We start from the raw sequence: 12,256 nt of genomic DNA, 5'->3' as shown, positions 1-12,256 counted from the left end.
ATCGGCGTTCATGTAACCTATGAACGCGAACCCCGCCGTCGCCCTGGATGCGCTTCTTCGTGAGGCCCTGTCCGCCCGTTCGCGAGGGGAAACGGAGGCGGCGTTCGCGGCGGCCGAGCGGGTGCTTCAGGCTGATGGGCGGAATATCCTGGGCTTGATTCTCAAGGCTGACGCCTTGGCCGCCCGTGGCGATCCGCGTTCCGCCTCGACATTCTACGGTGCGGCTCTGGCCAGCGCGCAGCAGCGGGGCGCGGCGCCCGAACTGAGGGGCGAACTGCAGCGGGCGCAGCAGGCGCTGGCGGACATGAAACGCCGCTTCGAAGACGACCTGATCGCCGGGGTGAAGGCGCGGGGGTTCGACGAAACGCGGTCCAGTCCGCGGTTCGCCCTGTCGCTGGACCTGCTGACCGGACGCAAGCCGCTCTATCAGCAGCAGCCGAAATTCTATCTGTTTCCGGGCCTGCCGCAGGTGCAGTTCCAGCCCCGCGCCGACACGCCCTGGCTGGCGGAGATCGAGGCGGCGGCGCCCGCCATCCGGGCCGAGCTGGAGGCGGTGCTCGCCGAGCCGAGCCTGTTCGCGCCCTATGTGGAGGATCGATCCAACCGGCCGCGCAGCGGACAGGCGGGGATGCTAGAGAACCCGGAATGGAGCGCGGTCTTCCTGTGGAAGGACGGCGTGGTGGTTCCCGAGATCGCGGCGCGGTGTCCGCAGACCCTGAAGGCGCTGGAGGCCGCGCCGCTGAGCATCATTCCAGGGCGTTCGCCGTCGATCCTGTTTTCGAAACTGGCGGCGGGCGCGCGGATCCCGCCGCATCACGGGCTGATCAATACACGCCTGATCTGCCACCTGCCGCTGGTGGCGCCGCCGGGGTCCTGGTTCCGGGTGGGGTCTGACCTGCGTCAGTGGGAGGAGGGCCAGGCCTGGGCCTTCGACGACACGATCGAGCACGAGGCCTGGAACGACAGCGGCCAGGACCGGACCATCCTGATCTTCGACGTCTGGAAGCCGGAGATCACCGAGGAAGAGCAGGGGCTTATCAGCGCCCTGTTCGACGCCATCGACGCCGGGGGCGGGACGACGCCGAAGCTGGGGACCTGAAGGGGGTCAGTCCAGCCCGAACTCGACCCACAGCGGATAGTGGTCGCTGATCCGCCAGGACAGCTGGGTGCGGGTCAGGTGGGGCAGGACCACGCGCTGGAAGTTGAGGCCGCCGGCCTTCCGGAATTTCAGCGAGAGATAGGGTCTGCCGTCCTTGCGCCGTTCGAACCAGGCGATCTGGTCGAAGAAGCTGGCCAGGTCGGGTCGTTCGAGCGAGGAGCTGAGGGTGCGCGGCACCTTTTCCAGGCCGGGGGCGGTGACCAGGCCGGTCGAGGTGAAGGCCTGCCACAGCGGGTCGCCGTGGCGGTCGATGTTGAAGTCGCCCATACAGATCAGGTTCTGGCCGTAGTCGTCCATCGACTCGGCCCAGTGGCGCAGCCATTTGGCGATGGCGGTCAGTTCGGCGACGCGGTCCGCGCCCTTCTCGCCATAGACGATGTGCAGGGTGACGAGGACGAAGGTCTTGCCGGAGGCGTTGAAGCTGACGGCGTAGGGGGTGCGGACGAACTGGCGCTGAAAGGCGTTGGCGGGGGTGGCGTAGGGAGTGTCCAGATCCTCGGGCACCACCAGCTCGCAGGCCAGACCGGAGGGTTTCAGCCGCCGAGCGTCGTAGATATAGGCCAGGCGCTCGTCATTGCCGGGATCGCCGTATGTGACGTCGGTCATCAGGAAGCCGAAGTCGGGCCCCAGCTTCTTGAGCACATGGCGCAGGGCGCGCAGATTGGCCTTTACCTCCTGCACCGCGATGACGTCGAACCGTTCGAGCACCGCCGCGATCAGGACGGCGGCGTGGAAGTCGCGGCGGGGGCTGTCGCCCTCCTCGCTTTCCCATTTCTCGGTCAGACTGCCGAAGCCGCGGATGTTCCAGGTGGCCATCAGCAGATTGTCGCCGGCCGTCTTGGGCGGAACGGCGTCGAGCAGGGCGTTCAGCCGATCCAGGTCATCGCGGACCGCCTGGGGCAGTGGGTCGAGAATTGTCGCCATGATCGCCCCCAAGACGCTGATGCATCTTCAGGTTAGCGGAGAACGCGATCATCGCGCGTCACAAGCGCGAGAGAACGCGGGTCTTTAAGTGATCAAGCCGCCGCGTAGATGCTCTGGAACAGAACCGCGCCGTCGGCGGAGCCCAGTTCGGCCTCGAAGGCGCGGTCGGGGTGGGGCATCATGCCCAGGACATTGCCGCGCGCATTCTGGATGCCGGCGATGTCGTTGACCGAGCCGTTGGGGTTGTCGACGTAGCGGAACACGACCTGACCCTCGCCTTCGATCCGGGCCAGGGTCTCGGCGTCGGCGAAGAAGTTTCCGTCGCCGTTGCCCTGGGTCATCGTCACCTCGCGCTGGCCCTGATAGCCGGCGGTGAAACGGGTCTGGCCGTTGGCGACGGTCAGGGCGATGGGCTTGCAGACGTATTTCAGGCCCTTGTTGCGCAGCAGGGCGCCGGGCAGCAGTCCGGCCTCGCACAGGATCTGGAAGCCGTTGCAGATGCCGACCACGGCGACGCCGTCGTCCGCAGCCTTCTTGACCGCCTGCATCACCGGCGACTGGGCCGCCATGGCGCCGCAGCGCAGATAGTCGCCGTAGGAGAAGCCGCCGGGAATGACGATCAGGTCCAGGCCCGAAGGTAGTTCGGTGTCCGCGTGCCACACCATCGAGACGGGCTCGCCGGTGGAGCGTTCGACGGCGACCTTGCAGTCGCGATCACAGTTGGAACCGGGGAAGACGATGACGGCTGCGCTCATGGCGCGGGCCTTTAGCAGGGTTCTTTTCGCTTGTCAGGCCGTCGCGTGCTTCCGCCCTGTCAGCCAGGCCACCAGGAAGATAACGAACCCGCCCAGGGACAGGCCGACGCCGACCCAGCCGGTCGAGGTCCAGCCGTAGCCGGCGGCGATGGCCATGCCGCCCAGTAGGGGGCCGATGGCGTTGGCGGTGTTGAAGGCGGAGTGGTTCAGGGCGGCCGCAAGGGTCTGGGCGTCGCCGGCGACGTCCATCAGCCGGGTCTGGAGGATGGAGCCCAGGCCGCCGCCACCGCCGATCAGGAAGACGACGACCATGACCGCCCACAGGTGCGGCGCGGCGAATGGGTAGAGGGCCAGGGCGGCGGCGCTCCAGAGCAGAAGGCCGCCTGCTGCGGGGAAGCCGATCCGGTCGGCGGCCCAGGCGCCCAGGATATTGCCCAGGAACATGCCGACGCCGAAGACCGCGAAGACCCAGGGCAGGATCTCCGGCCCCACGCCGGTCACCGCCTGAAGCGTCGAGGCCAGATAGGCGTAGACGGCGAACATGCCGCCGAAGCCGATGGCGCCGACGCCCAGGGTCAGCCAGACCTGGCTCCGCTTCAGGGCGCCCAGTTCGCGCATCGGGCTGGCGTCGGCGTGGGCCGGATCGCGCGGGGCGAACAGGGCGACCAGACCCATGGTGATCACGGCCAGGACGCTGACGATCGCAAAGGTCCAGCGCCAGCCGAAGGCGTGGCTGATCATATTGGCGAAGGGGACGCCGATCACGGTCGCCACCGTCAGGCCCATCAGGATGGTCGAGACGGCGCGGGTGCGAAGGCGCAGCGGCACGACCGAGGCGGCGACTAGGGCTGCGACGCCGAAATAGGCGCCGTGCGGCACGCCGCTGAGGAAACGGAAGACCAGCATCCACTCATAGGTCGGCGCCAGGGCCGATAGACCGTTACCGATGGCGAACAGGGCCATGAAGCCGATCAGCAGCAGCCAGCGCGGGCTGCGTGCGCCCAGCACCGCCAGGATCGGCGCCCCGACGACCACGCCGGCGGCGTAGGCGCTGATGACATGACCGGCGGTCGGGGCGTCAACGCCCAGGCCGGCGGCGAAGTCGGGCAGGATGCTCATGGCCGCGAACTCGGTCACGCCGATGGCGAAGCCGCCCATGGCCAGGGCGATCAGGACCAGGGCCACCTGGCCGGCGGCCATGGGTCGGTAAGGGGTGTCGGACTCAACGACGGCGCCGCCAGCGGCCATAAAAACGATCCATGAGGGGGGGGGAGGGAAATGCTGCGATGCAACATAGGTCGCCTCCTCTCCGGATCAACCGCGTCAGCCGCGGTTTTCGTAGGTCGCCGTTATCGAGGCCTTGGCGAGGGTGTGGAAATACAGGTTGAAGCCGAAGACGGCGCCGGAATCGTCGGCGGTCACGTCCAGCCGGTCCACGTCCACGGCGAAGACGGTGAAGATGTAGCGGTGGGGGCCGTGGCCCGGAGGCGGGGCGGCGCCGCCGAAGCCGGCCTTGCCGAAGTCCGTGCGGCCTTGGACGGCGCTGAGCGGGAGGTGGCCGTCGGGCGAACTGGCGCCGGTCGCCAGTTCGGTCACGTCGGCGGGCAGGTTGGCGACCGTCCAATGCCAGAAGCCCGAACCGGTCGGGGCGTCGGGGTCATAGCAGGTCACGGCGTAGCTCTTCGTGCCCTCGGGCGCGCCGGACCAGGCGAGGTGAGGCGAGGTGTTTCCCTTGGCGTGGACCTGGGCGTCGGGCAGGACGCCGCCGTCCTGAATGTCGGTGGAGGTGAGGGTGAAGGTCATGGGGCGCTCCGATAGGGAGGCCAAAACTAGTCATCCTGATCCCGAACGGAAAGCTCAGCCCTCGTTCGTCGACAGCTGCCCGCTGGGGGTCAGAAGGACGGGCTTGCCGGATCCCGGCGGGACCGTCGAAGGCCAGCGGAAGCCCAGGAGCCGATCCTTGGCGATACGGGCCACGCTGACGGCGTTCGACTGATTGCCGCCCAGGACATGATAGGCCTCATTGTCCTGACCCATGTAGAAGGCCACGTGGCCCAGCCAGCCGTTCGGATCGCCGCGATAGAAGACGGCGACGGCCCCGGCTTGCCCGGTCGTCTGGACGCCGAACTTCAACCAGTTGCGGGCGGAGAGCGGGTTGTTCGGCAGGGGTTCGGCGCTCAGGGTCGAGCCGATACAGTGGGCGACGAAAAGACCGCACCAGGCGACGTCGTCGCCCTTGTACGGGATGCCCAGGGCCGACGCCCATTGCAGGATGTCGGGATTGTTGGCGGTCCCCGGCGCTTCCTTTGTACCGAGCAGACGCCAAGCGGCCTGGAACCAGACCAGCGACGGGTCCACCAGGGGGTTAGTCACCGTGGCGTCGAGCCCCAAGGCCGCAGCTGTGCGCGGGCCGACTATGCCATCGACCGTCAGGCCCTTGCTGGCCTGAAAGGCGCGAACCGCAGCGGCGGTCCGCGTCCCCCAGACGCCGTCGATCGGACCGGGATCGAAGCCCTGAGATTTCAGGGCCTGTTGGATATCGGTGAACGTCATTGGTTGTTCTCCCAAGGATTGGGAGAACGATGGTTGTCAAATTGGCTTAAGTCAACTCAAAGTTGTTTTGCGCTAGGTTTGCAACGAAGCCGGGTCCGTAAAGCCTTCGGCTCGTGCGCCTCAGGCCGCCTCGATGCGGTAGCCTTCGATAACCGTATTCGCCAGAAGCTGTTCGCACATCTTCTTGGCCTCGGCCTGGGGATCTTCGGCGCCGGCGAGGTCGAACTCAATCAGCTTGCCGACGCGGGCGTTGGACACGCCGGCCCAGCCGAGACCCTGCAGGGCGCCTTCGACGGCCTTGCCCTGGACGTCCAGGACGCCGGGCTTGAGGAAGACGTGAACCTTGACCTTAGCCACTAGTGCAGCCCTCCCTGAATCACAGTCGGCATGCCCTTCATGATGCCGAGGCGACGCGCGACTTCGGTGTAGCTTTCGATGACATTGCCCAGGTCGCGGCGGAAGCGGTCCTTGTCCATCTTTTCGCCGGTCGTGGCGTCCCACAGGCGGCAGCTGTCCGGGCTGATTTCGTCGGCCAGGATGACGCGGCTGAAGTCGTTTTCCCAGATGCGGCCGAACTCGATCTTGAAGTCGACCAGGGTGATGCCGACCGCGCCGAACATGCCCGACAGATAGTCGTTGACCCGCACCGTCATGGCCAGGATGTCGTCCAGTTCCTGGGTCGAGGCCCAGTTGAAGGCCGTGATGTGCTCTTCCGTGACCATCGGGTCGTTGAGCTCGTCCTTCTTGTAGTAGAATTCAATGATCGAGCGGGGCAGAGGCGTGCCCTCTTCGATGCCCAGGCGCTGGCTCATCGAGCCGGCGACGATGTTGCGGCAGACGACTTCCAGCGGGATGATCTCGACTTCGCGGATCAGCTGCTCGCGCAGGTTCAGGCGTTTGATGAAGTGGTTGGTCACGCCGATGCCGTTCAGGCGCGACATGATGAATTCGCTGATCTGATTGTTGACCACGCCCTTGCCTTCGAGGACCGCCTTCTTCTGCGCGTTGAACGCGGTGGCGTCGTCCTTGAAATACTGGATCAGGGTGCCGGGCTCGGGTCCTTCGTAAAGGATCTTGGCCTTGCCCTCGTAAATCTTCTTGCGCTTGCTGTTCATAATCCGGTCCCGGCTTACGGGCGCCCTCCAGAAACAAAAATCGCGCGGCCATGGTGGAAAGGGGAAGACCCGGTCCTGGCGGCGCGTTTCGGAATCGTTCGGGCAGTCAATCTCGTTCGCGGTCTCCTTAGCTTAAGGCGGCTCCCGATACAAATAAGGCGGAGCCGTAAAGCCGATCGGCGAGGGTGCGACGGAAGTCATGTTGCGTTCAGGCGCGGTCCAGCTATAGACGGCGCTTGCCCCGAGGTTAGCGGGGCGTGCGGAGCTATGCTGGCGACATGACGACCTTCGACGATCGGGAAAAGGCCTTCGAGGCCAAGTTCGCCCTCGATCAGGAGCAGGAATTCAAGGCTATCGCCCGGCGCAACAGGATGTTGGGCCACTGGGCGGCCGAAAAGATGGGCCTGTCGGCCGAAAGCAGCGACCAGTACGCCGCCGCCATCGTGCGCGCCGACATGGAGCAGCCGGGCGACGAGGACGTGTTCCGCAAGGTCGCCGGTGACTTCAAGGCCTCGGGCCTGTCAGTGTCCGAGGGCGAGATTCGCTCCAAGATCGACGAGCTGGCCTCCATCGCCCGCGAGCAGATTCGCGCCGGCGAGCCGCGCAGCGAATAATCATCAGAGACATCGGCCTTCTGGCCTGATCGCAGACGTCGAAAGGGCCGCACCCGGGGGAAAGTGCGGCCCTTTCTTTTTGCCGGGGACGTTGGGGGATGTCTGACCCGGCGTACTGTGCGTCTCGCGCCCTTGAAGAACACGAGACGCCGGATTTGGTTTCAGCCCGTTCCGACCGGACTGATATTATTTTTTACGGCATCAGCACCGTGTCGATCACGTGGACCATTCCGTTCGACTGGGCCACGTCGGCCTGGGTGATGGTGGACGTGCCGCCCTTGGCGTCGGTGATGACCCAGGTGTTGTTCGGACCTGCCGCGACCTTCAGTTCCTCGCCCTGAACCGTCTCCAGGGTGGCGGTCCCGCCGTTGGCCTGGGCCTGGCTGGCGATGTCGGCTGCGGTCAGACGGCCGGCGACGACGTGATAGGTCAGGATCTTGGTCAGGTCGTCCTTCATCGCCGGTTGCAGCAGGGCGGTGCGGGTGGCTTCAGGAATTTTCTCGAAGGCGGCGTTGTCGGGGGCGAAGACGGTGAAGGGGCCGGGGCCCTGCAGAGTCTCGACCAGGTCTGCGGCCTGAACCGCGGCGACCAGGGTGGACAGGTTCGACGCCTTGGAGGCGTTGGCGACGATGGTCTCGTTCGGGCTCATGGCCGCGCCGCCCACCATCGGGTCGGCGCCCATGGGGGCCATGGCCGCGCCTTCGGCCGGCGCCATGGCGGTGGAGTCCGCGGGCGTGGTGGTTTCGTTGTTGTTGCAGGCGCCGAGCGCCATCAGCGCCCCGCCGGATACGGCGACGAGCATGAGCGTGCGAAGATTTGTCATGGTGTTTCGTTCCCTGTTGGCCCGCGCTGTGGCGGTCACGACAAGGTTACGTTCGAGTTCACCTAAAGGATGCGTGCGGCGTGACAAGAGGACGCAGCTTGGCCATTCAGTCTTCGAACACGACGGTCTTTGTGCCGTGCAGCAAAACCCGGTCCTCGAGATGTCTTCGGACCGCGCGAGCCAGGACGCGTCGCTCGATATCACGACCCTTGCGGATCAAATCTTCCGGGGTGTCGCGGTGGCTGATCCGTTCGACGTCCTGTTCGATGATCGGGCCTTCGTCCAGGTCGGGCGTGACATAGTGGGCGGTGGCGCCGATGACCTTCACCCCGCGTGCATGGGCCTGGTGATAAGGGCGGGCGCCCTTGAAGCCGGGCAGGAAGGAGTGGTGGATGTTGATGCACCGCCCGGTCAGGCGGCTGCTGAGGTCGTCGGACAGGATCTGCATATAGCGCGCCAGTACGACCAGTTCCGTGCCGGTCTCTTCGATCAGGCGCAGCAGTTCCGCCTCCTGCGCCGGCTTGTCGGCGGCGCTGACGGGCAGATGATGGAAGGGCAGGTCGCCCAGATCGACATGGCCGATCATTTCGCGGGGGTGATTGGAGACGACGGCCGTCACCTCCATCGGCAGTTCGTCGATCCGCCAGCGGTACAGCAGGTCGGCCAGACAGTGGTCGAAGCGCGAGGTCAGGATCATCACCTTGCGCGGCTCAGGGCCCCGCAGGGTCCAGTCCATGGCGAAACGCTCCGCGAGAGGCGCGAAGGCGGCGTGGATCGCCTCATGGGCGTCGCCCTCGCGCGGCTCGAACACCACGCGCATGAAGAAGGTGGCGCTGGAGGCGTCGCCGAACTGTTGAGCGTCCGAGATGTTGGCGTCTCGCTCCAGCAGGAAGGCGGACACGGCCGCGACGATGCCGTGGCGGTCTGGGCAGGAAAGGGTCAGGATCATCAGGCGGCAGGCTTATCCGGGAGAAAGTCGCCCAGTATGGCCCAGCTCGCCGCCTTTGCCGACAAGGATATTGCATGGGCGGGGCTGGAGGACGGCAGATCGACCAAGGCGACGCCGTCGAGGCCCGTTAGGATTCGCCGTCCCAGCTTGGCCGCGAGACCGCCGTTGAAGGCCACGGCCCTCAGTTCGGGTAAGCTCTCCACAAGACCGAGCAGATCCGCCGCCTCGTGCGACCGGATCGCCGCGTCCAGACTGCCGGATCGCTGGGCCGAGGCGATCACGTCCCACAGGCCGACGCCGCGCGCCTTCAGCCGGTCCAGCCGGTCGGCGTAGGGCAGGGCGGCCATGGGCTCATCCAGCACGCCGCCGATCAGGGGCCAGAACCCATTGCGCGGATGGGCGTAATATTGCGCCGCCTTCAAAGACGCGTCGCCGGGCAGACTGCCGAGGATCAGCAGGCGGGTGTCCGCATCGACGACAGGGAGGAAGCCGATGCGGCGGTCGTCTTGCGGCTGGGGGCTCACCCCTCGCCGAACACCCGCTTGAACACGACGTCCACATTCTTGGTGTGGTAGCCGAGGTCGAACAGGGCTTCGAGCTGCTCGGCCGGCAGGGTGACGCGTTCGTCGGCCTTCAGGAAGTCCAGGAAGGCGCCTTCGCCGCGCCAGACCTTCATGGCGTTCTCCTGCACGGCGGCATAGGCGGCCTCGCGCGAGATGCCCGCCTGGGTCAGGGCCAGCATGACCCGCTGCGAATGCACCAGACCGCCCAGGCGGTCGATATTGGCCTGCATGTTCTCGGGATAGACGTTCAGCCGCTCGACCACATTGGCCAGACGCTGCAGGGCGAAGTCCAGGTGGATGGTGGCGTCGGGGCCGATGCCGCGCTCGACCGACGAATGGCTGATGTCCCGCTCGTGCCACAGGGCGACGTTTTCCATCGCCGGGGTCACGGCCGAGCGGACCAGACGAGCCAGGCCGGTCAGGTTCTCGGTCAGGATGGGGTTGCGCTTGTGCGGCATGGCCGACGAGCCCTTCTGGCCCTTGTCGAAGAACTCTTCCGCTTCCAGCACCTCGGTGCGCTGCAGGTGGCGGATCTCGACGGCGAGGCGTTCGACCGAACTGGCGACGACGCCCAGGGCGGCGAAGAAGGCGGCGTGGCGGTCGCGCGGGATGACCTGGGTCGAGACCGGCTCGACCTGCAGCCCCATCTGGTCGGCGACATATTGTTCGACGGCCGGATCGACGTTGGCGAAGGTGCCGACGGCGCCGGAGATGGCGCAGGTGGCGATCTCTTCCTTGGCGGTGATCAGGCGGCGTTTGGCGCGCTGGAACTCGGCGTGATAGCCGGCCAGCTTCAGTCCGAAGGTCACGGGCTCGGCGTGGATGCCGTGGCTGCGGCCGACAGTCGGGGTGTATTTATGCTCCTTGGCGCGGGTCTCCAGCGCGGCCAGGACGCGGTCCACGCCGTCGATCAGCAGGTCCGACGAGCGGGCCAGCTGGACCGCGAAACAGGTGTCCAGCACGTCCGACGAGGTCATGCCCTGGTGCAGAAAGCGCGCCTCGTCGCCGACGATCTCGGCGACGTGGGTCAGGAAGGCGATGACGTCGTGCTTGGTGGTGCGTTCGATCTCGTCGATGCGGTCGGCGTCGAAGGTCGCGTCCTTGCCCTTGGCCCAGATGGCGTCCGCCGCCTCCTGAGGGATGACGCCCAGTTCGGCCATCTTGGTCGCCGCGTGGGCCTCGATCTCGAACCAGATCTTGTACTTGGTCTCTTGCGACCAGATGGCGGCGGCGGCGGGGCGGGAATAGCGGGTGATCATGGGCCGGTCGTGTCGGTCCGGGGCGGTCGGGAGTCAAGGTTTGTGGCGGCGGCCCCCGCAAAAACCCGGGATTCCAGCCGAATGGGGCCGCTTTGGTTCGCGTCAGGCCGACGTCTTGCCGGCGCGCGCCTTGCCATAGGTGAACTGCAGGCCCAGCAGATAGGCCCAGAAGGCCGTGATAGAGGGCACCTGGATCGCATAGTCGGTCGTGCCGTGGATCAGCAGAACCAGACTGGCGGCGATCAAGCCCCGTTGAAGTGTGGCGCCCGTATCCTGCAACGCGGCGCGCCGGATGGCGGTGCCGATGATCAATGCAATCAGGGCGAACATAGGCAGGGCGCCCAGGACGCCCGCCTCTTCGAGCCACTGGATGTAGACATTGTGGGTGGCGCCGATCGTCCGCAGGGCGCCGAAATTCTCAGGCGTCATCTTTTGGGAGTTGATCGCGCTGAAACTGCCCAGGCCATGACCGAACAGGGGGGACTGGAGGAAGGCGTTCCAGTGCACCGAGAATATGACGTTCCGCGTCGCGGAATCGGAGTCCACGCTCTCGAGACGGGTCCAGAGGGTGTCGGCGCCGCCGATGACCAGCGCCGCGACCGCGGCGCCGGCGAGGGTCAGGAGGACCAGCCGGCGGGACGGGATTTCCTTTCGGCTCAGACTTTCCCAAATGAGGAAGGCCGCAACCGCGATGGCGGTGGCCGTCACCCCCATGCGCGAGGCCGTGGACAGGAGGCAGGTGGTGAACAGCAGGGCGCCGCCTATAGCCGCTGCAAGGGCCAGAGTGCGCTGAGGGCTGCGCCCAAGCCTCAGATTGCGGACGGCGCGGGCCAGCATGGCCACGCAGAGCACCAGCAGCACCCCATAGACCGACGCGGCGCTGTTGGCGCTCAGGAAGCCGCCGGACAGGCGCCCCCCGAAATCGAAATGGAGGCCAGGGAGGTCGCCGGTGAAACCACCGAGCATGACGACTGCACCAAAGGCCGCCCATGCCGCACCGACGACGAGGATGACGCGAAGCGCCGCCGTAACGCGGCGCCGCCGAACGCCGTCGAAACAGCCCAGACCGAAAAGGCTGGCAAGGGCGCAGAGTTTGACGATTTCAATAGTCGTCGAGGACTTATCCCAAGCGATGGCGCCCGGCCCGTTTATGGCCGCCCACGGGGTCGAGGTTCCGCGCGCTGGCGCTACGAGGGTCCAGAGGGCGACGAGGATGACCAGAAGGAACAGGACGGCGACAGGCCGTCCAGGCCAGATCAGGCCTACTTCGCTTCGGCGCTCTCCGAAGAAGACGGCTGCGGGCAAAAGAAGAGCAATGATCGCGGTGAACCACAGGGCCGCCGTGGGATCCGCCGCGCCGCCGAAGAGGTGGGCGAAAGTGAACACCAGCACCGGGACGCCCAACAGCACATAATCAGACAGCCCCAAATCGACGGGCTGTCGATTTGGGGCTGTGGCGGCAGGGCGACTGCGTCTGCGCCGTCTAGTTTTTCCGGAAGCGCCGTCATCGGACACGACGGCGAGTTCGGCCTTCATCTGTGC

14 protein-coding genes are annotated in these 12,256 nt (G+C 66.3%); 2 read left to right on the top strand and 12 right to left on the bottom strand.

The window, feature by feature from the left end:
* Positions 1–19 precede the first annotated feature (19 nt).
* Entirely contained in the window at positions 20–1,099 is a 1,080-nt protein-coding gene (locus ACW17X_RS06770) for an aspartyl/asparaginyl beta-hydroxylase domain-containing protein (RefSeq protein WP_492100205.1), read from the top strand.
* Between the two features lie 6 nt (positions 1,100–1,105).
* Here the strand turns inward: ACW17X_RS06770 and ACW17X_RS06765 are convergent, their stop codons facing one another.
* The 7 genes from ACW17X_RS06765 to purC all read right to left on the bottom strand — a co-directional run bounded on the left by ACW17X_RS06765 (position 1,106) and on the right by purC (position 6,506).
* The gene (locus tag ACW17X_RS06765) at positions 1,106–2,083 is read right to left on the bottom strand and encodes an endonuclease/exonuclease/phosphatase family protein (RefSeq protein WP_492100204.1); all 978 of its coding nucleotides are present in this window, start codon (positions 2,081–2,083) and stop codon (positions 1,106–1,108) included.
* Positions 2,084–2,175: 92 nt separating this feature from the next.
* Positions 2,176–2,838, bottom strand: coding sequence for a phosphoribosylformylglycinamidine synthase subunit PurQ (purQ, locus tag ACW17X_RS06760; protein WP_304936844.1), 663 nt, complete (start codon positions 2,836–2,838; stop codon positions 2,176–2,178).
* Positions 2,839–2,871: 33 nt separating this feature from the next.
* Complete coding sequence (locus tag ACW17X_RS06755; RefSeq protein WP_492100203.1) at positions 2,872–4,086, bottom strand: MFS transporter; 1,215 nt, start codon at positions 4,084–4,086, stop codon at positions 2,872–2,874.
* A 75-nt stretch (positions 4,087–4,161) separates the two neighbouring features.
* Positions 4,162–4,641 carry a YbhB/YbcL family Raf kinase inhibitor-like protein gene (locus ACW17X_RS06750; protein WP_492100202.1) on the bottom strand — a complete coding sequence of 160 codons (480 nt, stop codon included), beginning with the start codon at positions 4,639–4,641 and terminating at the stop codon, positions 4,162–4,164.
* A gap of 54 nt (positions 4,642–4,695) precedes the next feature.
* Positions 4,696–5,391, bottom strand: coding sequence for an NlpC/P60 family protein (locus ACW17X_RS06745; RefSeq protein ID WP_492100201.1), 696 nt, complete (start codon positions 5,389–5,391; stop codon positions 4,696–4,698).
* Positions 5,392–5,511: 120 nt separating this feature from the next.
* Complete coding sequence (gene purS / locus ACW17X_RS06740; protein ID WP_183196009.1) at positions 5,512–5,748, bottom strand: phosphoribosylformylglycinamidine synthase subunit PurS; 237 nt, start codon at positions 5,746–5,748, stop codon at positions 5,512–5,514.
* Positions 5,748–6,506: a phosphoribosylaminoimidazolesuccinocarboxamide synthase gene (purC, locus tag ACW17X_RS06735; RefSeq protein ID WP_008263270.1), complete on the bottom strand. Its 759-nt coding sequence runs from the start codon at positions 6,504–6,506 to the stop codon at positions 5,748–5,750. Before purC ends, purS begins: the two co-directional genes overlap by 1 nt.
* 278 nt (positions 6,507–6,784) lie before the next feature.
* On the opposite strand from purC, the gene ACW17X_RS06730 reads away from it, so the two are divergent.
* The gene (locus ACW17X_RS06730) at positions 6,785–7,120 is read left to right on the top strand and encodes a DUF1476 domain-containing protein (protein ID WP_492026188.1); all 336 of its coding nucleotides are present in this window, start codon (positions 6,785–6,787) and stop codon (positions 7,118–7,120) included.
* 193 nt (positions 7,121–7,313) lie between these two features.
* Here ACW17X_RS06730 and ACW17X_RS06725 read toward each other — a convergent pair whose 3' ends face one another.
* From ACW17X_RS06725 to ACW17X_RS06705, 5 genes are all read right to left on the bottom strand, one after another.
* Positions 7,314–7,943, bottom strand: a complete 630-nt coding sequence (locus tag ACW17X_RS06725; RefSeq protein ID WP_492087555.1) for a fasciclin domain-containing protein — start codon at positions 7,941–7,943, stop codon at positions 7,314–7,316.
* Between the two features lie 106 nt (positions 7,944–8,049).
* Positions 8,050–8,892, bottom strand: a complete 843-nt coding sequence (purU, locus tag ACW17X_RS06720; RefSeq protein ID WP_492100200.1) for a formyltetrahydrofolate deformylase — start codon at positions 8,890–8,892, stop codon at positions 8,050–8,052.
* Positions 8,892–9,416 (bottom strand): DNA-deoxyinosine glycosylase, encoded by a 525-nt coding sequence (locus ACW17X_RS06715; protein WP_492100199.1) that lies wholly within the window; start codon positions 9,414–9,416, stop codon positions 8,892–8,894. The genes purU and ACW17X_RS06715 overlap by 1 nt, the downstream gene beginning before the upstream one ends.
* Positions 9,413–10,714, bottom strand: coding sequence for an adenylosuccinate lyase (purB, locus tag ACW17X_RS06710; RefSeq protein ID WP_492100198.1), 1,302 nt, complete (start codon positions 10,712–10,714; stop codon positions 9,413–9,415). The genes ACW17X_RS06715 and purB overlap by 4 nt, the downstream gene beginning before the upstream one ends.
* A 102-nt stretch (positions 10,715–10,816) precedes the next feature.
* Entirely contained in the window at positions 10,817–12,142 is a 1,326-nt protein-coding gene (locus ACW17X_RS06705; protein WP_492100197.1) for an O-antigen ligase family protein, read from the bottom strand.
* Positions 12,143–12,256 lie beyond the last annotated feature (114 nt).

The organism is Brevundimonas sp. FV1ye4L (assembly GCF_058681255.1).
The sequence above is the reverse complement of the archived record's forward strand: the minus strand, read 5'-3'. Positions and strand labels throughout refer to the sequence as shown.